Source organism: Kushneria konosiri (genome assembly GCF_002155145.1).
Taxonomy (GTDB): Bacteria; Pseudomonadota; Gammaproteobacteria; order Pseudomonadales; family Halomonadaceae; genus Kushneria; species Kushneria konosiri.
The window spans coordinates 2,311,900-2,331,727 of the sequence record NZ_CP021323.1; the positions used below are offsets into that span (position 1 = coordinate 2,311,900).

The following is a 19,828-nucleotide window of genomic DNA, read 5'->3' on the forward strand; positions in this document are numbered from 1 at the left end:
GGCCGGTCGCGTTTATGGCGCCCTGGGAATTGTTGTTATCAGTGCATCTTTAGGAATCGCAATGTTAATTATTATCATTTGCAAGTAAAGGCTTTTCAGCTTTTCTTGAAAATCATTGGGTTAAGTTTGATAACAGTCGAAGCCGGGTAATTTTTGACAGGGCTGGCTGACGCCAGTGCCCTGGAAGAGAAACAGCATCAGTCGCTAAAAGTCGGTATCGCGCTTTGGATAACATCCATGGTGTTTCCATGACCGGCGGCGTTTCAGGAGGGCGCACCGCTCTGAAAGTCAGGGACATGACGATGATGGTTGAGAATCATTTTCATTCGTGTGCTAGTCTTCCGGGCACATTCAATACTGCATTTCATTGTGAGAGTCGTTCATGCCAAAGACATCTTTTCGTCGCACTCGAATACTGCAGGGTGCGCTGATCGCGCTGGGGGTTGTGACCCTGTCGGCGCCCTGGGCGGTGGCGGGTGAGCCAGGTCAGCAGCAGGCCGGAACGCAGCAGCAAACGGCCGATCGTGTCGTGGCTCAAAAGGACATCGACGTGGGGCTGTATGAGCTGGTCTTCAGCCCCTCGCAGCAGTCGATCTATGTGGCAGCCACCGGCGGCTTCGGCCAGGGCGCCAGCGACAATTATGGTGAAGGTGAGGGGGGTAACATCTATCGCCTCGACCCGCAGACGCTTGAGATCAAGGACACCATCAGGCTGGATCAAAAACCCTTTGGTCTGGCGCTCAACGAGAAAACACATACGCTGTTTGTTGGCCATACGCTCGATAAGAGCGTGAGTGCCATCAATCTGGATGACAACACCACCCGCCATCTGGCGCTTGCTACCGACGCGGAAAAGGCCGAGGCGAAAAAGAACGACGTCTTTGGTCCCAATCCGCGTCAGCTCAGCGTTGATGAGCAGAGCAATACGCTTTATGTGACCGGCGTGGGCGACAAGAGCGTCTTGTGGGTCATCGACGGTGAAGACCTGACCCTTGACGATACCATCGAAGGATTCGGGACCTGGGCGACCGGTCTTGCCGTGGATCATGACGCCGGTCGGATCTATGTTTCCACCATGAAGGACAACGCGGTGCGCGCAGTCGACATGGACAGTCACAGGATCCTTTCAAAGTGGTCCACCGGTGGCGAAGGCCCGCTGAATCTGGCCCTTGATAGCGACAGGCACCAGCTGTATGTCACCAATGCCAACAGCGGCAATGTGACGATTCTGGACACGCAAAACGGCAAGGTTGTCGATACGCTGAAAAGCGGCGAAGGAACACTGGCGTTGATGCTGACAGGTGATCGTCTCTATGTGACCAATCGCAAGGCGCAGACGGTGACGCTCTTTGATCGGGAGAGCCACAAACTGCTCGACACGATCACAACGCCGCTGATGCCCAACAGTCTGACGGCCATCTCGGATGTCTCCGGAGCCTATGTTTCCCTCAAGCAGAAGCTCGATGAGAATCATCAGACCGACAAGCCCGACAGCGTCATCCATATCAAGCCCTGATACTGACGACGTTTAATGTCCGAAGCTTTTGTGAAACGGCCTCCCTGTGGGAGGCCGTTTTTAATGTTCTGACAAAAGCGCAGCCCTGTGGCTCAGCCCTTGCTGCCGGCACTGGCGCTGCTGTCGGTGCCCGATTTGCCATCTTCGCTGGCATCATCAGCGTCTGATGCGTTATCGGAGTCGCTTTCCGGGCTGGAAACGCTGGAAGAGCCGAAATCATCCGTATGCTGCTGATTATCGCCGCCCTGGGTATGGCCGTCAGGCTGTTTGCCCTGGCCGGGATTGATGGCGTTGGGCGATACGCTGCCCTGTGTCTGGGTGGTTTGTTGATCATTGTTGCCGGTATCTGCTGCCAGCGCCGGAGTGGCGGCCAGTGCCAGAAGGAAGGGGGCAATCCATGCTGCTTTCATGCGGGTTCTCCTGTATCAGGATTGTGCTGCCAAGCCTTTAACAGTGGCTGCGACAGAGCCTGAGGGTATCGGTCAAACACACTATAGATCAGGGCCGTGAAAGCAGCCTGATGCCCGAGCGCCTCTTCAGCCCCGGGAAGGGGAGCAGACAGTGGGCGCTAGATGTCCTGTTGCGTCCAATGTCGGCCCATCACATCAGGGGGTCTTGTCATCCTCCAGGCTCATGTCACCGTGACTGGACTCGGCACGCTCCTTTTGATCGATATCCAGACTCATGTCATCGCTCTGTCGTGTCGTTCGCCCATCCTGATCCTTTTTGTCTGTCGTGGGTTCGGCTTCCGTGTTACTGGAAGGGGCACTTTGCTGGTGCTGTTCGTGTGCCTGGTTGCTCTGCATTTGCCCGTCATCGGCATCCATGTCACTGGCAAGTGCTGGAGTGGCCGCCAGTGTCAGTGCCACGGCGGCAAGCCATATCGCTTTCATCGTGTTTTCCTTCCCCGGGTTGAGAGCTGGCAGGTCATTGACCTGCTGATAAAAGCCTGGTCCGTCTGATGGGGTAACACAACTCTCGGAAGACCCCGCGTTCAGGCCCCGGTGATCCTATCGAGATCCATGACAGAAAAGTGAGCCTGTAGCGTGCCTTCTCAGGGGGCATGTCGGCATTGTCTGCAGCCCTTGAGGACGCGTGTTATAACAACTGCCCTGTTATTCCAGAGGAGATGGGATCGTCATGACCATCAAGGTGTCCTGTCCCGAGACCAAGCTGCGTCTTGTATTCGACAACGGTCTGATTCTTGGTCCTGGCAAGGTTGCCCTGCTGGAGGCCGTTCAGGAGACCGGTTCCGTCGCCGCCGCCGCCAGACAAACCAGCATCAGTTATCGCAAGACGCGACACCTGATTGATGCCCTCAACGGCGCCTTCGATCAGCCGCTGGTGCGCTCGAGCAAGGGAGGTGCGGCCCATGGCGGCGCCTGTCTGACACCGCTGGGTCTGGACATCATCGCGCGCTATCGCCGTGTCGAGCGGCAGACCCGCAGTGCGGTGGATGTTCATTTCGCCGATTTGCAGCACACGTCGATGCCTCCTGATGATGACGACATTTGACGCCTTGTGCCCTGTGGCGCCCCGCTGATGCCATTGCTTGCCCGGAGGCGGTACGAAGGAAGAACATTTGAGCTACGCTGTTTCGATGTGCAAGTATAAGCACATCGGGAATCTTGCGGTGTCGCACGGATTTTCATTCCCCACCAAGGAAGATTTACATTTCATGATCAGGCCTTTTATTACCCTCACGATGGTGACGATAGTCTGCTGTCAAACGGCAGGGGCTGCAGAGCGTATCGATGTTCAGGCGGCAGCTTCCCTGACCGATGTCTTGAACACCCTGATCGAGCGCTACGAGCAGCATCATGACGTGGACATCGTGCCGGTCTATGCCTCCTCGTCGACGCTGGCACGACAGATTTCCCAGGGGGCGCCGGCGGATGTCTATCTTTCGGCCAACGAGAAATGGATGGACTGGCTCGAAGCGCAGGGGGAGCCGATTCAGGCACGTCTTGATCTGCTCAACAATCGCCTGGCGCTGATCACCGCTGAAAAGAGTGATATCAAGGACTTTACGCCGGATGCCGAACACCCTCTGGTCGGGTATCTCAAGGACAATGACCGTATCGCGGTGGGGGACCCGGATCATGTGCCGGCCGGCATCTACGCCAGACAGGCCTTCGAGCACCTGGGGCAGTGGCAGGCACTCGAGCCCCGTCTGGCGCGCGCCAGCGACGTTCGTGGTGCACTGGCGCTGGTCGAGCGCGGCGAGACGCCACTGGGCGTGGTCTATGCCACCGATGCCATGGCCGGCGAGCACGTCCATCAGCTGGGCCTGTTCCCGGGCAACAGCCACGACCCCATTACCTATCCGGCCGCTCTGGTGGGCAAACACCCGAGCCCACAGGCTCGCGCCTTTCTGAAATGGCTGGGCAGTGAGGAAGCGGGGAGTACCTTCAGGCAGTACGGCTTTGAGGTGAATGACTCAAATGAGGCGCCCTGATCGCTGCCCGTCAGGTCACAGCGCCGGGATGACACTGTGCTGACACCGCTTGAAATCGAAGCCCTTCGCATCAGCCTGCAGGTCGCCGGCACGGCCCTTTTGATCATCCTGGTGCCGGGGATTGCCATGGCCTGGCTGCTGGCGCGCCACGAGTTTATCGGCAAGTCATTGCTTGATGGCATTGTCCATCTGCCCCTGGTGCTGCCACCAGTGGTGGTGGGGTATCTGCTGCTGGTCATCATGGGTCGTCGGGGCCTCGTGGGGAGCTGGCTCAATGAGCATCTGGGGATTTCGCTACCCTTTACCTGGCAGGGCGCGGCGCTTGCAGGCGGTGTCATGGCCTTTCCGCTGCTGGTGCGCGCCGTCAGGCTCTCGCTGGAAGCAGTAGACCCTCGGCTTGAGGCGGCCGCCCGAACCCTGGGGGCCTCAAGGCTGCGGGTCTTTTTCACCATCACCCTGCCCCTGGCGGTGCCCGGGCTGGTGACCGGCGCTGTACTGGCCTTTGCCCGGGCACTGTCGGAATTTGGCGCCACCATTACCTTTGCCTCCAATATTCCCGGTGAGACTCGAACGCTGCCGCTGGCGCTCTATTCCCTGATCCAGACGCCCGGCATGGAAGATGCCGCAGCGCGTCTGTGTGTCATCTCGATCGTGGTGGCCATGATCTCGCTGGTGGCCTCAGAGTGGCTGGCGCGTCGGACCCGTCGCCGCATGGCCGGGCGGGACCAACGGGCCACATGATCATGACGTCAAAAGGTGATCGGCATGCTTGAACTGTGCATCCAGCACCGGCAGGGCAATTTTGAGGTCGATGTCGACATCACCACGCCCGGGTCGGGCGTGACGGCCCTGTTTGGCCATTCAGGCAGTGGCAAGACCACCCTGTTACGCATGCTGGCGGGCCTTGATCGTCCCGACCAGGGACGCGTCGTGCTCAATGAGCGCACCTTCGTCGATACCGAGCGTGGTGTCTTCGTTTCACCCCATCAGCGCCGCCTGGGCGTGGTCTTTCAGGAGGCGCGACTGTTTCCGCATTATCGCGTGCGCAGCAACCTGATCTACGCACGCCGGATCACTCGTGGCGAGGCGTTTGATCGAGTCGTGTCGCTGCTGGGTATCGAGGCACTGCTGGATCGCATGCCCGGGGCGCTGTCGGGAGGGGAGGCACGGCGGGTCGCGATTGGCCGGGCGCTGCTGGCCGAGCCGGACATGCTACTGATGGATGAGCCCCTGACGGGCCTGGACGGCGCACGCAAGCAGGAGCTTCTGGACTATATCCTGCGCCTGACCCGCGAAATCGACCTGCCCATTTTGTTTGTCAGTCACGACCCGGAAGAGCTGATGGCTGTGGCCGAGCAGCTCGTGGTGATGGATCAGGGCCGTGTCATTGCCAGTGGCCCACTGGAGCGTCTGCTGTCGCGCGGTGATTTGACGCCCTGGCTGGGCGGGTTCGAGGCCAGCTCGCTGTTACAGGCGCAGGTGAACTCGCACGATCAGCACTACCACGCCACACGGCTGACCCTCAGTGACGGTCAGCGCCTGACGCTTCCCCTGCTGACACAGCCCAAAGGCAGCATGCTGAGGGTTCGCGTACGCCGTCGGGATGTGGCCATTGCGTTGTCACCCCAGCACGACAGCAGTTTTCGCAACCAGCTTGATGTGGTGATTTCCTCATTGGCACCGGGCGCCCCGGGCACGCTTGAGGTGACTCTTGAGCTCGCGGGGCAGCAGCTCTGTTCACGCGTGACGCTCGAGGCCGCCGAGGCGCTCGGGCTACAGCCGGGCATGGCCGTGGTCGCGCTGATTCGAAGCGTTAGTCTGGCCGGCTAGCGTGGCCATTTTTGATCATTCCTGACTACCCTGAAAACAGTGCGATAACGTGCCCTTTTAAATCGTTGACCCGGTGCTGGGTCAGCCTCAGGATGCGCTCTTTCGTCATCACCTTTTGTGCGTTGTACGCCGGAACAGGGGAATGTCATGTTTGGTCTGCCGTATCAGGGTATCGCCACCTTCTTGAAAGCGCCGCAGGACAGCTCGCGGCCCTTTGCCTTTCTGGGGCTGCCCTATGACTGCTCGGTCACCTTTCGTCCGGGTGCCCGTATGGCGCCCAATGCGCTGCGCCGGGCCAGCATGATGCTGACTGACGGGCGTCATCCCGAGTTCGAAACCGATCCCTGTGCGCTGGTCAGTGATCTGGGCGATCTCGATATCATGCAGGTGGGCCAGCATGACGCGCTAAAGCGCATCGAGGCCGGCGTCATGGCTGCCTGCGAGCAGGCGCCCGGACAGACGCTTTTGTGCGCCGGGGGCGATCACATGACCACGCTGGGCGTGCTGCGCGCGCAGCGCCGCCTTCAGGGTCAGCCGCTGTCGCTGATCCATTTCGATGCCCACTGTGATACCTGGCCCAGCCATTTCGGCGACGACATTGGCCACGGTACCTTTTTGCGCAACGCCATCGACGAGGGGCTGGTCGCCCCTGAGCGTGTCCTGAGCCTGGGGCTTCGTTCACCGGTCGAGCCGAGTACACGGGACTGGCTGTCCGAGCAGGGCGGGGAGTGGTTGAGCTCACGCGCGCTGATGCGACTCGATGGTGAGACGCTGGCACAAAAGGTACGCGAGCGGATGGGGGGGTCCCCCATCTACATCACCTTTGATATCGATGTGCTGGACCCGGCTCATGCGCCAGGCACCGGCACGCCCGAGATCGGTGGCATTACCACCATGAAGGCGCTGGAGCTTCTGGAAGCCCTGCGAGAATTTAATCTGATCGGCATGGATGTGGTGGAAGTGTCGCCGCCCTACGATCCTCAGGAGATCACCTCGCTGGCGGCGGCTACGCTGTTGTGGACGTTTATCGCCATGCGCGGCTGACTCAGCCGGGGCTGGCACATCCCACCGCGTTACGACTGCTTTTCTTGACCTGATAGAGCGCTTCATCGGCCCGCTTGATCAAGGCCTCGCCCGCCAGCGGATGCTCGGGCGAGGAGATGGCCACGCCGGCGCTGATGGTGACGTACTTGTGGGTGGGTGAGGGCTCATGGGGCAGGCACTGGGCCTCCATGGCGGTACAGACCCCTCGAGCGATATCCATGGCGCGGTCGAGATCGAAATCGGGCAGCACGATCACGAATTCCTCTCCGCCGATGCGGGCCACAAGATCCGATTCACGCTGAAAGATGTCACTGAGCGTTTCGGCAATGGTCTTGAGACACTGATCGCCTTCCGGATGACCGTAAAAGTCGTTGTAGAGCTTGAAGTGATCGACATCGATCATGATCAGCGCCACGGGGCGATCAAGCCGATGGGTCAGGGAGAGAATGCGTGGCAGCTGACGATCCAGCAGACGTCGGTTGCCAAGCCCTGTCAGCGCATCACGATTGGTCAGCGCCTTGAGATGTGCATTGCGGTCGTTGAGCTCTCTGATGAGTGTTTGAAACTCGCGTGCCATGATCCCCAGCTCATCGCCACGCGCCTGTAGCCAGGGGGGTGGTGACTCCAGATGCTCGCCCGGAGATTGGCGCAGGGCCACGGCATAGCGGGAAAGCTCGGCGATCGGGCGCAGTACGATAGCGCGAAAGATCCACAGCATGAGCATCATGAGTCCGAGTAAAAGTCCCATGGCCCCCAGCATGGTCAGGTTGAAGCGTTCGATGCCGTTACGCAGGCCCTGACGGTCCAGACGTGTGGTCATCAGCACCTGATAGCCGGGCGTGGCACTGTCTCTGGCCAGCGTCAGGCGCAGACTGTCGTCGCTGGTAGAGTCAATGTCTACCCTTGTCTCACCATTGACGATGTCCGTGCTTTGGCGAGTGGCGGAAAGTGTCAGGGTCGAGGCGCTATTCTCGGCGTCAAGCTGCCATTGTCCGGGTAGAAAACGTACCAGGGTCAGCTTGCCGGACTGTACCGGGGTGTCCTGACGTGCGATGGGCCAGGTGCTGAGCAGGGCAAACCCCGGAGTGATGCCAATGCGTGGAATGGTGTCGGCCATGGGCAGTTGCCGCTGGATCTGACGCACCTGTTCGATGGTCCACTGGCAGGGGCCCTCCGGTGTGGCACAGGAGGTAAACCGGCCGTTGCTCGGGTTGCGTCCAGCCACCCAGACGACGCCGTCGTTGATGTTGGTGATCACCATCATGTCGGCGTCGTGATCGGAGAATACGGCGGGGGTAATGTGGGTCTGAGGAAAATCCGGCAACCTGCCTTCCATGAACTCCCGGGTACTGATCCAGCTTGCCCATTGATAGGCCATATCACCAAGTGCGCGGGCATTTTGATCGATGCCTTTTTGCAACGCGTTGGCGTACACGTGAGCGCTCTGGCGTTCCTCGCTGATCAGATTGGGAATCATCAACTGATGCAGAATGAAGACCAGAATGCCCATGACCAGCACCAGCATGATGGATAGCGTGATGATGAATCGGCTACGCAACGAGTTCGGATAGGGCATCGACAGTTCCGGCGGATGCAGGCAAAGAGCGCTTTATAAAAAGCCAGGCCTTGAAGTCTTCATTTTTAACGGCGCAGTTATCGCAAACTTTATGCCCCGTCTCGACGGGAGCGGCCGGTTTCGATACTGCGAGATCGCCGAAATGGCAGGGTAGGCCACCTGTCTGGAGAAATGAGAAGGTGCTTAATTATTAATTTTAATTAAATTGAATGGCGTTGTCACTGCGAGGATTCTGGTGGGCATCCGCCTATCCATCAAAGGGCATATTGCCCGGCGAGAGGATGTGAGATGATCCCTGCCATCTCGATGAAACAGCAGGTTATGTCATGATTGATCTCCGTTTGCTGGCAGCCACACTTCTGACCCTGCCGCTGTCCCTTCCTGCCCAGGCCGATGCACAAAAGGCCGATCAGGACAGCAAGGGTGCCGATGTGACGCAGGAGGCCGCGGCGAAGGGTGGAAAGGCGCCGTCGTCTCATCCCGAGCGTGCCGAGGACGCGGCGTCTTCGAACGATAGCGATAACGACAGCGCCGATGAGAAGGCCGAGGATTCAAAGCCTCGCCATGTTCGGGCGATGGTCATTACGACCTTTGGTCCCGAGCGCAAGGTCTGGGCCGAGAAGCTGGCGCCCACACAGGATATCGAAGTGCCCGGTCTGCACGGCTCGTTTGGCAGCGTCAGCTGCAACGATGACGACGTGTGTCTGATGACAACCGGCAAAGGCTATGCCAATGCCGCAACTTCCATTTCCACGCTGGCGTTTTCGCCGAAGTTCGACCTCTCGGACAGCTGGTTTCTGGTGTCGGGGGTCGCCAGCATTGATCCGCACCAGGGGACGCTGGGCACGCCTACCTGGCCGCGCTATCTGGTGGATTTCGGCATTCAGTGGGAGCTGGATGCTCGTGATATCCCCGATGACTGGACGACCGGCTATCTGAGCATCAATACCCATACCCCCACCCAGAACCCGCATCAGGAGTACGGCACCGAGTTCTATCATCTCGATGATGCGCTTGTGGATCGGGCCGTTGAGCTTTCAAAGGGCGTCGAGCTCGCCGACAGCGATGATGCCGCAGCCTACCGCAGGCATTATGACTACGCGCCTGCCAATGAGGCGCCCACCGTTGTGCAGTGCGACAGCGTCTCCAGTGATACCTGGTGGTATGGCAACCGGCTCGCTGATCGCGCCGCCCAGCTGGGCAAGCAGGTGGCCGGTGACAAGGCCAGTATCTGCACCGGTCAGCAGGAGGACAACGCCATTCTGACAGCGCTCAAGCGTGCCGACGAGGCTGGCCGCCTTCAGCGCGAACGCACCGTGGTGGTCCGCGCCGGTGCCAGCTTTAACCGGCCTTATGAAGGGCTTTCCGATGCCGATGGCCTGACCGGCTATGCCAAGCAGGGCGGCTATCCGCCGGCCCTGGCCAACATGGTGCGTGCAGGCTATCCGTTGATTGAAGCCATCGTGAATGACTGGGATGACTGGCAAAAGGGTGTGCCGAAAAAAACCTCAGAGGAGGCCGGGGATCAATCCTCGTCCAGCGATGAGACAGTCTCTTCCGAACAGGGCACGGCGTCTGAAGGTGGCGACAGCCAGGGGAGTGATACGCCGGCTGGTGATGACGCAGGCAGCGCTGCGAGCTGAACCTGCTTTAATGTCAGGTTCTTCGATAACGCCCGGTACTCGCCGGGCGTTATGCTGTCAGGGACATGGGCTGTGGGTGAGAATGTTCAATCATCGCGCTCGAAGCGCACGTCCTGATCATCACCACCCAGCTGAAGAATCTCCCGAGGCCGTCCCTGGTCATCCAGTCGCAAAAGGCCGATACCGGCCTTGTTGACCAGCCGCTCACCAGGCGAGCGATTATCGGGCTGGCGAGGTTTGATCCGCATGTGGCGGCGCTTGGTCAGCCAGTTCACAGGAGAGCGAGCGGCGAACAGCCAGCGGTTGATCCGGTCCAGGGTATCAAGCAGGGTGTCCGGAAACTCGTTGCGGATGCCGCTGCTGGTCACCTGCCAGATGCTGGGACGTTGATGCTGTCCTCGCAGCTGTACGTCATAGGCAAAGCTGTAGTGCACATCCCCTGACAACACGATGAAGTTCTGTGGGGTGTGGCGATGTTGAAAGATATTGAGCATGACGTAGGCCGCGCCGCGGTGGGACATCCAGTTTTCGGCGTCCACCAGCAGCGGGCGATTGAACCAGACAAAAACGCGCTGCACGGTCTCGATCAGCTTGACGCCAAATACCGGCGCGGCCGAGACCATGATGACCGCGTCATGCCCCATGAGCTCCTGCTGCAGTTCGGTCAGTGACTCCCAGTCCATCAGGCCCGAGGGCTTGTGCGGGGATCGCTCGTTCGGCCAGCGTCGGGTTCGTGTATCCAGCACCACCATGGCCGGCCGGGTCGGCAGGGTATAGTGCCAGCGATCAAACGCCAGTAGCGTATCGATCAGGGCGTTGTGTATTTCTTCTTCACGGTGCAGGGCATGGGCCTGAAGCTGTGCCATGAGCTCATCGTCAAAGCGCTCGGGCGCGTTGCCCCAGCCCTGACAGATCAGATAACCGATCATGGCATTGCCCATGATGCGGCGTGAAAAGGGGTGACCCAGCGCCGTCTCCTCCCACTGGGCGGTCAGGTTCCAGTCGTCGGTTACATCGTGATCGTCAAAGATCATCCAGGTGGGCAGATGGGCCAGCACGCGGCGCACCGCAGGCAGCTCCTCGATAAAATGATCCAGTGCCTTGCGCTCCCTTTCAAAGCGCTCGGCCGCCTTGTCATCCAGTTCGGGAGGCTCGATCTCGATGAGCTGCCAGGCGACAGGCGACCAGACCAGTAGATACATCGCCAGAATTTCACTCAGGCTGATCAGGTGATTATCAGCGCCCACCGCGGTAAAGATCGGTTTTTTCTTGCCGCGAAAGAAATAGCGCTGCAGCAGAGTGTTCTCCGGGGTGGCCGGCAGTAGCTGGTTACGCTGATAAAGCCACGGCTCCTGTAACAGGGCGCGACTGTCGCTGATTTCGGCCGACTCAAAGTGCTCGTGATAAAGCCCCAGTCGACTGACCAGCGCGGTAATGGCCAAAAGCATGGGGCCTGCGACATCATCGGCGTAGATCTGGTCACCGCTCATCATCAAAAGCGAGGGCCACTGCTCGGGCGTGGTGCGCTGAGCCTGAAGTTCCCGGTCCAGCCGGGCCAGGCCATCGGGGGCATCGTGATGTGGCCGCCGACATGAGCCGTGTGCAATGGAGGCCAGCGTCATGGCATGGCGCACGGTCGGGCAGGATTCCCCCTCATGACACAGCTGCGGCGCCCAGTCGGCAATGCCGTGATGCTGACCCTCGCTTTCAATGAGCAGGTCGTAGTGAAAGATCTCTCCTTCATCGAGCGCCGGTGAAAGGGCGACATCGATCATGTGAACCACGGCATGGGTGCCGATGGGCAGGCGACGGCAACGCTTCTCATCAAGCGGCAGGCGCGCGGAGCGCCCGTCCTGACGTTCAAGCACCAGTGTCAGTGACAAGGGTTTCGAGGCCACCAGCCAAAGCGTCATCCGCTCGGGCAGCAGGCGGCGCAGCATGGGCCCTGCAATCACAGCGGGCAGGTCGTGAAGGACCGTTTCTTCCGGTGCCACTCTTTCAAGTGCAGCTTTTGACATGCTCACCACGATAACGTTGGAAATTGAAGCGATTGGAATATGACAACGACAGGGGCCGTGGCGGTTCGCAACAAAAGACAACGATTTTGCGCGAGCCTGAATGGGAGTGGTAGCGCCTATACTCTGCCAATTAGAATTAATTTCAATCAAGTTTTGGTGTGGAGCAGCGGGGAATGAAGATCATCCTGATGCGGCACGGGGCGCCGCGGGTGCGTTTTGACGAAAAGATGGCCGCTGCTGATTTCAGACACTGGGTGGCCCGCTATCAACTGGCGGGCCTGGATGAAGTCACGCGCTGCGACCGTGCGCTGTCGGTGGCCCGCGAGTGTGCCGCCGTGGCCTGTAGTGATCTGCCGCGCTCGCTGGAGTCGGCGCTGCGTCTGGAAGCCGGCAATATCGTCTACAGCGATCCCTTGATGCGAGAGATTGAACTGCCCCACGGCAGCGGCCGCTGGCCGACCCCGTCACTGCCGACCACTTTCTGGCTGATCGCCTTTCGTGCGTTGTGGCTCGTGGGTTATCACGGCAATGCAGAAGGGCGTCGAGCCGTCTTTCATCGCGCCGATGCAGCGGCCAGTAAACTGATCGAGCTGGCCCGTGAGCACTGTTCGGTACTGTTTGTCGGCCATGGCATGATCAATCATCTGCTGGCGCGGGAGCTGATCTCCCGGGGCTGGCAGGGACCCAGAAGGCCTGGGCGTGCCCACTGGCAGTACGGTGTATATGAATATCAGGGTCAGGCCATCGCCTGACCCAGCTCCTGTCCACAGGCTCGCTGGCTGTCCTGAGGTGCTCAGTGTCGGCGGATCAGGGTGCGTTCGACCTCAACCGTGCCGGGACAAAGCCGACCGTTGATCCCCTCCAGTACGCTGGACAGTGCCAGTGTGGCGATGCGCTCAAGATTTTGCTGCATTGAATTGACCTTCAGGGGCAGGAAGTCCAGCAGCCGGTCATTGCCGAAGGTCGCCATGCGCAGATCGCGCGCCTGCAGCGTCTCCATCGAATACTTCGTCAGCAGCACATCGAGGGCGCCTTCAAGCAGCGTGTAGGAGGCGGTCACCAGCGACTGGGGCATGTCGTGATGCTCAAGATGTTCACGCATGAGCGCCATGCCGGTTTCCCTGTCATAGCGTGCGCCGCAGCGATGGTAGGCGCGCGGTGTCTGCCCGTCACAGGCGTTGATCGCGGCCATGAAGCCCTCGCGCCGCTCAAGGGTATTGGCAAGCCCGGGCAGGGCATCGAGCCACAACACCTCCTGCACCCGTGACGACAGCACCGATGCCGTCAGCGTCATGGCGGTCTGGCGGTTTTCACTGATGATGCAGGGCATCAACGTGTCGTCGAGCGCCCGGTCCACCGCAACCACCGGCATGCCGGTGTCGATAAGACGCTGATAGCGGCTGTCACCCGGCGGCAGGCTTGATGCCACGATCAGGGCATCACAGCGTCTGGCCTGCAGGGCACTGAGCAGCTCACGTTCCGTGTCAGGGTCATCGTTGGAGCTGACCATCAAAAGCTGGTAGCCCGCGCTGCGCGAGCCCTGCTCCAAAAGCTTGGCCAGTCGGGCGTAGCTGGTGTTTTCCAGGTCAGGCAGAACAAAGCCCAGTGTACGGCTGACCCCACGGCGCAGGGCGGCGGCTTGAGCATCGACTCGGTAGCCGTGCTCCTCGATCACTGCCATGACACGCTTGACCGTTGCCTCGCTGATACGGTGCTGGCGCGATTTACCGTTGATGACGTAGCTTGCCGTGGTTCTTGATACGCCTGCCAGGCGCGCAATCTCTGCAAGCGTCATGATGTGACTTCCCGATATGAAAGGTGGTGCCCTGTCAATACGACGTGGGTCCATGCCATTGGTGCTTGATTCACCGCTTAATCTCTTTCAGCATTACGGCAAGGAAAAGGTGACACGATTCAGCCATGCTGTCATGCCTGTTTCATGCCGTTTTGCGTGTTGGCCTTCACTTGCTGATGTCGCCACCGGCGCAAATTTGCCACTTACAAGGATCAATACGCCATGCTCACGCTGAAAAGTGATGCCGTTTTGCTCAATCAGCACGCCAGCGACTGGCGTGATGCGCTCAATCAGGCCGGTCAGGCGCTCATGGAAGGCGGGCTTGCCCGCGAAGGTTATCGCGATGCCCTGTTCGAACGTGAACAGCAGAGTTCGACCTGGCTTGGCAACGGCATCGCCATTCCGCATGGCACCCAGAAAAGTCGGGAGCACGTGCTGGCCACCGGCGTGCGACTTCTGCAGTTTCCAAAAGGCGTCGAATGGCACGATGGCAACCGTGTTCACCTGATCATTACCATTGCTGCGCAAAGCGATGAGCACCTCGACATCCTGCGCCAGCTCACCCATGTGCTCGACCGGGAAGGCGTGTCGGAAAAGCTGGCCCGCGCGGAAGATGCCGAGGAAGTGGTCAGTCTACTGTCAAAGGCTCCCGTCACGGCACGCATGGATGGCGACACGATCGTTCAGGGGGTGCCGGCCCGCTCGACGCTGGAACTTGCGGCGGCGGCCGCGGCGCGTCTTGAGCAGCTCGGCTGCGTTGAGCGTCGCTTTGTGGCCGATATTCTGGCTCAGCAGGCTGTCTCGCTGGGCCAGCAGCTGTGGCTGGTGCGCAGTGCTACCGGAGTGAAACAGCCAGCGCTGGGACTGGCGCTGCCGCAGGCGCATATCGATGGCGTCGCGGGCATCTTCTGTCTGGCCGAAAGCGGCAACGCCCATGATGTGCTGCTGGATCGACTGGTCAGCGTGCTGGAAGAAGGCAAGGGTGAGGAGCTGGCGAGGCTGGGGCGCGATGCGCTGCTCTCGCGTCTGTCCGGAGAATCCGCCAGTGCCGAAACGGTTCGCGTCCGGGTGCGTAACGCGCATGGCCTGCATGCCCGTCCGGCCAAGCAACTGGTTCAGGTCGCGCGTGCCCAGAGTGTGCCTGTCAGGGTAAGGCTTGCCGAGGGCGGCAATGAGGCCGTCTCGGCCGCCAGTCTGACCAAGGTAATCGGTCTGGGCGCCAGACGCGGCCAGATGCTGATCTTTTCTGCCGAAGGCGAGGGCGCCCGCGAGGCCGTCGAGGCCATGGCCGAGGCGCTGCGTGGCGGACTGGGTGAAGAGGTGACGCCGCTTGGGGATACCAGCGATGCGCGTCCGTCACGTAACCGCCAGACCCCGCGTGAACCGGTCGTTGCGCCGGCCGCCGATACGCCCCTGACCGCCGTGCCCGCCTCGCCCGGCATGGCGATTGCACCGGTGTTCGTGATGCGTCCTCCCGAGTTTCACTATGAGGAGACAGCGTCTGACCGTGAGGCACAAAAGGCGCGACTGAGCGAGGCGATTCGTGAAGCCGAGCAGCAGCTTGAGGAGATGATTCGTGCCGCGGGTGGAGAAGTGGCCGAGATTCTTTCCATGCATGAAGAGATGCTGGGCGACCCGGAGCTTCGCGAAGCCGCCTATGAGGCCATCAACGAAGGCAAGAGCGCCGAGGGCGGCTGGTGGCGCGCCATCGATGTGGCCGCTCGCGCTCAGGAAGCGCTGGCCGACCGGCTGCTGGCCGAGCGTGCTGCGGACCTGCGCGACGTTGGTCGTCGCGTGCTGGGCAATCTCTGCGGTGTGAAGATGCCCGATCCGCCGACCCATCCCTATATTCTGGTCACCGATGATGTTGGACCTTCCGATGTTGCACGACTGGATACCTCGCGGGTGCGTGGCATTCTGACGGCACGTGGCGGTGCGACCTCTCACAGCGCAATTCTGGCACGAGCACTGGGCATTCCGGCGGTCGTGGGCGCTGGCGAGACCATCATGGCGCTCGAGAACGGCATCGACATGATTCTCGATGGCGAGCGCGGCCGCGTGATTCCAGCACCGGACCCGGAGCGTCGTGCGCGCACCGAACTGTCCATCCGCGAGCGTGAGATTCGCGAACGTGAGGCCTTCGAGGTTCGTTTTGACCCGGCCGTTACCCGCGACGGGCATCGGATCGAGGTGGCCGCCAACCTGGGCAACACCGCTCACGCGGCAGACGCCGTGGAACGCGGCGCCGAGGCGGTGGGTCTCCTGCGCACCGAGTTTGTCTTCATGGCTCACCCGCAGGCGCCGGACATGGATACCCAGATCGTCGAGTACCGCCAGGCCTTTGACGCCCTGGGTCAGGAGCGTGCGCTGGTGGCCAGGACACTGGACGTCGGCGGTGACAAGCCGCTGGACTACTGGCCGGTACCGGCAGAGGACAACCCCTTTCTGGGCCTGCGCGGTATCCGTCTGGCGCTGACTCGCCCGGACGTGCTGGAAACCCAGATCCGGGCGCTTCTGACCGCGGCCGGCGATCGACCGCTGCGCATCATGTTCCCGATGGTCAAGGATGTAGAAGAGTTTCACGCCGGCAAGGCGATCTTCGATCGTGTCCAGGCCGAGGTGCAGGCACCTGATGTACAGCTGGGCGTCATGATCGAGGTGCCCTCCTGTGCGCTGCTGGCGCCGAGTCTGGCCGAACACGTCGATTTCTTCTCGATCGGTACCAACGATCTGACCCAGTACACCCTGGCGATCGATCGTGGCCACTCCCGTCTGTCGGCGCAGGCCGATGGCCTGCATCCGGCAGTACTGCGCCTGATCCAGATGACGGTCGACGCGGCCCATGCCAAGGGGCGTTGGGTGGGCGTCTGTGGCGAACTGGGCAGTGATCCGCAGGCCATCGGTGTGCTGGTCGGACTGGGCGTTGATGAACTGTCGGTGTCCAGTCGCCAGATCCCGCTGGTCAAGCAGCGCGTTCGCAGCCTGAATCTGGAAGAGAGCCGGGCGCTGGCACTGCGGGCGCTGGCCTGTCCGACGGCTGCCGAGGTGCGCGCCATGCTGGAGTCACTCACATGAGCCGGGTGCTGACACTGACGCTCAACCCGGCACTGGATCTCTCCATCCGCCTGACGACGCTGTCACCGGGCAGCGTCAATCGCTCCGAGGAGAGCTCGCTGACCGCGGCGGGCAAGGGCAACAATGTGGCCTGTGTGCTGGCACGCCATGACCATCAGGTGCTGGCAAGCGGTTTTCTGGGGCGTGACAACCAGGGGCCATTTGAACGGGCTTTCGTGGAGTGGGGCGTGGAGGATCGTTTCATTCGGGTCGCGGGAGAAACCCGCGTCAACGCCAAGCTCTCCGAAGCAGATGGTCGGGTTACCGACATCAACGGGCCGGGTGCCCGGGTCGATGACGCAGCCATGACGCGTCTTCTGGACGATATCGAAGCCGGTGCGGGCGGCATCGATGCTGTCGTGATCTCCGGCAGCCTGCCGCCGGGTGTGACGCCCGAGTGGCTGGCCGCATTGATCGGCCGGCTGCGTACACAGGGGGTGCCGGTCTGGCTGGACAGCAGTGGTGAGGCACTGGTTCAGGGCGCGCGGGCATATCCCTCGCTGATCAAGCCCAACGAGCATGAGCTTGCCGAATGTGTCGGCCGTCCCCTGCCGGATGAGGCAGCACTGCTGGCCGCGGCTCGCGAGCTTCAGCAGGGAGGGATCGATAATGTCCTGCTGTCGCTGGGCGCCGACGGCGCGGTGTGGCTGTTCGAGGGTGGCGCGCTGCGCGCTCGTCCGCCTCGGGTCGAGATTGTCAGTACCGTGTGCGCGGGCGACACGCTGTTGGCCGGGGCAATGCACGGGGTACTGGAAGGGTGGTCGCAGGACAGGGCGCTGCGCTTTGCCACGGCCCTGTCAGCGGATGCCGTACGCCGGGTCGGCGTGGGGCGCTCGGATGTCGAAGACTTTGCCGCCTTGTGCGATGCAGTCTGCGTGGAGACGTTAACGATATGACAACGTCCCGAATTTCTTTTGACCTGCCTGCTGATGACAGGCGCGGTCAGCACGGCGACCAGTGGTTGGCACTGGCACAGGAGTGGTTTTCATGAATATTGTTATCGTCACGGCCTGCCCCAGCGGTACGGCGACGACCTATCTGGCAGCGCGCCGGCTCGAGCAGGCCGCCCAGCGACTGGGCTGGCAGTCATCGATCGAAATGCAGGGCCAGTTTGACGCGTCAACGCTTGATGAGGCGCAGATTGCCGACGCCGACCTGGTGGTGGTAGCGGCCAGCCGACCGATCGCCCTGTCCCGATTTACCGGCAAGCCGCTGTATCGCGAACGGCTCGAGGCGGCGCTGCCGGACCCGGATGGCTTTTTGAAGCGTGCCCGCGAGCAGGCCAGTCCCTGGCAGGGCGAGGATGATCGCCAGGAAGAAACCGATGCCGCGCCGAAGGCCGCCGAGGCCTCTTCGGCCAAACGCATTGTCGCCGTGACGGCCTGTCCGACCGGTGTGGCGCATACCTTCATGGCCGCCGAGGCGCTGGCCGAAGCCGGACGTGCGCTGGGTCACCAGATCAAGGTTGAAACACAGGGGTCGGTGGGTGCGCAGAATCAGCTCACCGATGATGAGATTGCCAGTGCTGACATCGTGCTGCTGGCCTGTGACATCGAGGTTGATGACGAGCGCTTTGCCGGCAAGCCGGTTTATCGCACCTCGACCGGGACGGCACTGAAGAAATCGCAGCAGACCATCAAGGACGCCCTGGCCAACGCCACGGTCGAGAGTGCGGGCAGTGCGCCGGCCGGTGGGGGCGAGCGCAAGAAGAGCATCAAGGAGCGGGGTGTCTACAAGCATCTGCTGACCGGGGTCTCCTTCATGCTGCCGATGGTGGTGGCCGGTGGCCTGTGTATTGCGCTGTCGTTTGTATTCGGCATCGAGGCGTTCAAGGAAGAAGGGACGCTGGCTGCGGCGCTGATGCAGATCGGCGGTGGTACGGCCTTTGCCCTGATGGTGCCGGTACTGGCGGGCTATATTGCCTACTCGATTGCCGACCGGCCGGGGATTGCACCGGGGATGATCGGCGGGATGCTGGCAAGCACTCTGGGAGCGGGCTTTATCGGCGGCATCATCGCCGGTTTCCTGGCCGGCTATACCGCGAAGCTGATCGCCAAAAAGCTGAAGCTGCCGGCCAGTGTTGAATCGCTCAAGCCGATTCTGGTCATTCCGCTGCTGGCGAGTCTGGTCACCGGTCTGGTCATGATCTATCTGGTGGGAACGCCGGTCGCCGGCATGCTCTCGGCGCTGACCGATTTTCTCAACAACATGGGCTCGACCAACGCCATTTTGCTCGGACTGCTGCTGGGCGCGATGATGTGCGTGGACCTGGGCGGACCGATCAACAAGGCGGCCTATACCTTTGGCGTTGGCCTGTTATCGACCCAGACCTACGCGCCGATGGCGGCGATCATGGCCGCCGGCATGGTACCGGCGATCGGCATGGGGATTGCCAGCTTTCTGGCGCGTTCAAAGTTTGCCGACACCGAGCGTGACGGTGGCAAGGCGGCGTTCGTGCTGGGACTTTGCTTTATCAGTGAAGGCGCCATTCCCTTTGCCGCCAAGGATCCGCTGCGCGTCATCCCGATCTCCATCGTGGGCGGCGCGATCACCGGGGCGCTGTCGATGTATTTCCAGATCAAGCTGATGGCGCCGCACGGTGGGCTGTTCGTGCTGCTGATTCCGGGGGCGGTCAACCAGGCGCTGCTGTATCTGCTCTCGATTGCGGTGGGCTCGCTTTTCATCGGCGTGGCCTATGCACTGCTCAAGCCGTCTCAGCAAAAGCTTGAAGTGCCGGAGGGCGCTTCTGCCTGAGCCGGTGAATCCTGGCATGCATCCTTCAGGGGCCCGACAGGGCCCCTTTTTGATGATTTCTGGTGGAAAATCGAGCCGGA

Annotated in this window: 16 protein-coding genes; 11 read left to right on the forward strand and 5 right to left on the reverse strand. The window is 61.1% G+C overall.

All coding sequences use genetic code 11. The features are described 5' to 3' along the window. Window positions 1-382: 382 nt before the first annotated feature. Window positions 383-1,516 carry a YncE family protein gene (locus B9G99_RS10760; protein ID WP_086622154.1) on the forward strand — a complete coding sequence of 378 codons (1,134 nt, stop codon included), beginning with the start codon at window positions 383-385 and terminating at the stop codon, window positions 1,514-1,516. A gap of 92 nt (window positions 1,517-1,608) precedes the next feature. Here B9G99_RS10760 and B9G99_RS10765 read toward each other — a convergent pair whose 3' ends face one another. Continuing rightward, window positions 1,609-1,926, reverse strand: coding sequence for a hypothetical protein (locus B9G99_RS10765; RefSeq protein WP_086622155.1), 318 nt, complete (start codon window positions 1,924-1,926; stop codon window positions 1,609-1,611). Between the two features lie 195 nt (window positions 1,927-2,121). Continuing rightward, on the reverse strand, window positions 2,122-2,409 hold the full coding sequence (locus B9G99_RS10770) for a hypothetical protein (RefSeq protein ID WP_086622156.1): 288 nt from the start codon (window positions 2,407-2,409) through the stop codon (window positions 2,122-2,124). Between the two features lie 247 nt (window positions 2,410-2,656). Between B9G99_RS10770 and B9G99_RS10775 the strand changes: the two genes are divergently transcribed. From B9G99_RS10775 to speB, 5 genes are all read left to right on the forward strand, one after another. Further along, on the forward strand, window positions 2,657-3,031 hold the full coding sequence (locus B9G99_RS10775; RefSeq protein WP_086622157.1) for a winged helix-turn-helix domain-containing protein: 375 nt from the start codon (window positions 2,657-2,659) through the stop codon (window positions 3,029-3,031). A gap of 163 nt (window positions 3,032-3,194) precedes the next feature. Then, window positions 3,195-3,974: a molybdate ABC transporter substrate-binding protein gene (gene modA / locus B9G99_RS10780; RefSeq protein ID WP_086623434.1), complete on the forward strand. Its 780-nt coding sequence runs from the start codon at window positions 3,195-3,197 to the stop codon at window positions 3,972-3,974. 36 nt (window positions 3,975-4,010) lie between these two features. Continuing rightward, entirely contained in the window at window positions 4,011-4,715 is a 705-nt protein-coding gene (modB, locus tag B9G99_RS10785; RefSeq protein ID WP_086622158.1) for a molybdate ABC transporter permease subunit, read from the forward strand. A 24-nt stretch (window positions 4,716-4,739) separates the two neighbouring features. Beyond that, window positions 4,740-5,804 (forward strand): molybdenum ABC transporter ATP-binding protein, encoded by a 1,065-nt coding sequence (gene modC / locus B9G99_RS10790; protein WP_086623435.1) that lies wholly within the window; start codon window positions 4,740-4,742, stop codon window positions 5,802-5,804. 147 nt (window positions 5,805-5,951) lie between these two features. Continuing rightward, window positions 5,952-6,848, forward strand: a complete 897-nt coding sequence (gene speB, locus B9G99_RS10795) for an agmatinase (protein ID WP_086622159.1) — start codon at window positions 5,952-5,954, stop codon at window positions 6,846-6,848. 1 nt (window position 6,849) lies between these two features. Here speB and B9G99_RS10800 read toward each other — a convergent pair whose 3' ends face one another. After that, window positions 6,850-8,424: a sensor domain-containing diguanylate cyclase gene (locus B9G99_RS10800; protein WP_086622160.1), complete on the reverse strand. Its 1,575-nt coding sequence runs from the start codon at window positions 8,422-8,424 to the stop codon at window positions 6,850-6,852. Window positions 8,425-8,750: 326 nt separating this feature from the next. Here B9G99_RS10800 and B9G99_RS10805 point away from each other — a divergent pair, with 326 nt between their 5' ends. Next, on the forward strand, window positions 8,751-10,067 hold the full coding sequence (locus B9G99_RS10805) for a purine-nucleoside phosphorylase (RefSeq protein WP_227875787.1): 1,317 nt from the start codon (window positions 8,751-8,753) through the stop codon (window positions 10,065-10,067). Window positions 10,068-10,153: 86 nt separating this feature from the next. On the opposite strand, the gene B9G99_RS10810 is transcribed toward B9G99_RS10805, so the two are convergent. Further along, window positions 10,154-12,085 (reverse strand): alkaline phosphatase D family protein, encoded by a 1,932-nt coding sequence (locus tag B9G99_RS10810; protein ID WP_086622161.1) that lies wholly within the window; start codon window positions 12,083-12,085, stop codon window positions 10,154-10,156. A gap of 173 nt (window positions 12,086-12,258) precedes the next feature. On the opposite strand from B9G99_RS10810, the gene B9G99_RS10815 reads away from it, so the two are divergent. Beyond that, entirely contained in the window at window positions 12,259-12,837 is a 579-nt protein-coding gene (locus tag B9G99_RS10815; protein WP_086622162.1) for a histidine phosphatase family protein, read from the forward strand. Window positions 12,838-12,878: 41 nt separating this feature from the next. On the opposite strand, the gene cra is transcribed toward B9G99_RS10815, so the two are convergent. Beyond that, complete coding sequence (gene cra / locus B9G99_RS10820; protein WP_086622163.1) at window positions 12,879-13,880, reverse strand: catabolite repressor/activator; 1,002 nt, start codon at window positions 13,878-13,880, stop codon at window positions 12,879-12,881. Between the two features lie 222 nt (window positions 13,881-14,102). On the opposite strand from cra, the gene ptsP reads away from it, so the two are divergent. The 3 genes from ptsP to B9G99_RS10835 all read left to right on the forward strand — a co-directional run bounded on the left by ptsP (window position 14,103) and on the right by B9G99_RS10835 (window position 19,748). Next, the gene (ptsP, locus tag B9G99_RS10825) at window positions 14,103-16,955 is read left to right on the forward strand and encodes a phosphoenolpyruvate--protein phosphotransferase (RefSeq protein WP_086622164.1); all 2,853 of its coding nucleotides are present in this window, start codon (window positions 14,103-14,105) and stop codon (window positions 16,953-16,955) included. After that, on the forward strand, window positions 16,952-17,890 hold the full coding sequence (gene pfkB / locus B9G99_RS10830) for a 1-phosphofructokinase (protein WP_086622165.1): 939 nt from the start codon (window positions 16,952-16,954) through the stop codon (window positions 17,888-17,890). Before ptsP ends, pfkB begins: the two co-directional genes overlap by 4 nt. A gap of 91 nt (window positions 17,891-17,981) precedes the next feature. Next, on the forward strand, window positions 17,982-19,748 hold the full coding sequence (locus B9G99_RS10835) for a PTS fructose-like transporter subunit IIB (protein WP_086622166.1): 1,767 nt from the start codon (window positions 17,982-17,984) through the stop codon (window positions 19,746-19,748). The last annotated feature ends 80 nt before the right edge of the window (window positions 19,749-19,828 follow it).

Excerpts from the sequence above, each read along its gene's own strand:
- B9G99_RS10765 (WP_086622155.1), bottom strand. The coding sequence starts at position 1,926 with ATGAAAGCAGCATGGATTGCCCCCTTCCTTCTGGCACTGGCCGCCACT.
- B9G99_RS10815 (WP_086622162.1), top strand. The coding sequence starts at position 12,259 with ATGAAGATCATCCTGATGCGGCACGGGGCGCCGCGGGTGCGTTTTGAC.
- modA (WP_086623434.1), top strand. The coding sequence starts at position 3,195 with ATGATCAGGCCTTTTATTACCCTCACGATGGTGACGATAGTCTGCTGT.
- ptsP (WP_086622164.1), top strand. The coding sequence starts at position 14,103 with ATGCTCACGCTGAAAAGTGATGCCGTTTTGCTCAATCAGCACGCCAGC.
- B9G99_RS10835 (WP_086622166.1), top strand. The coding sequence starts at position 17,982 with ATGAATATTGTTATCGTCACGGCCTGCCCCAGCGGTACGGCGACGACC.
- modC (WP_086623435.1), top strand. The coding sequence starts at position 4,740 with ATGCTTGAACTGTGCATCCAGCACCGGCAGGGCAATTTTGAGGTCGAT.
- B9G99_RS10810 (WP_086622161.1), bottom strand. The coding sequence starts at position 12,085 with ATGTCAAAAGCTGCACTTGAAAGAGTGGCACCGGAAGAAACGGTCCTT.
- speB (WP_086622159.1), top strand. The coding sequence starts at position 5,952 with ATGTTTGGTCTGCCGTATCAGGGTATCGCCACCTTCTTGAAAGCGCCG.
- B9G99_RS10800 (WP_086622160.1), bottom strand. The coding sequence starts at position 8,424 with ATGCCCTATCCGAACTCGTTGCGTAGCCGATTCATCATCACGCTATCC.
- B9G99_RS10760 (WP_086622154.1), top strand. The coding sequence starts at position 383 with ATGCCAAAGACATCTTTTCGTCGCACTCGAATACTGCAGGGTGCGCTG.
- B9G99_RS10770 (WP_086622156.1), bottom strand. The coding sequence starts at position 2,409 with ATGAAAGCGATATGGCTTGCCGCCGTGGCACTGACACTGGCGGCCACT.
- B9G99_RS10805 (WP_227875787.1), top strand. The coding sequence starts at position 8,751 with ATGATTGATCTCCGTTTGCTGGCAGCCACACTTCTGACCCTGCCGCTG.
- cra (WP_086622163.1), bottom strand. The coding sequence starts at position 13,880 with ATGACGCTTGCAGAGATTGCGCGCCTGGCAGGCGTATCAAGAACCACG.
- B9G99_RS10775 (WP_086622157.1), top strand. The coding sequence starts at position 2,657 with ATGACCATCAAGGTGTCCTGTCCCGAGACCAAGCTGCGTCTTGTATTC.
- pfkB (WP_086622165.1), top strand. The coding sequence starts at position 16,952 with ATGAGCCGGGTGCTGACACTGACGCTCAACCCGGCACTGGATCTCTCC.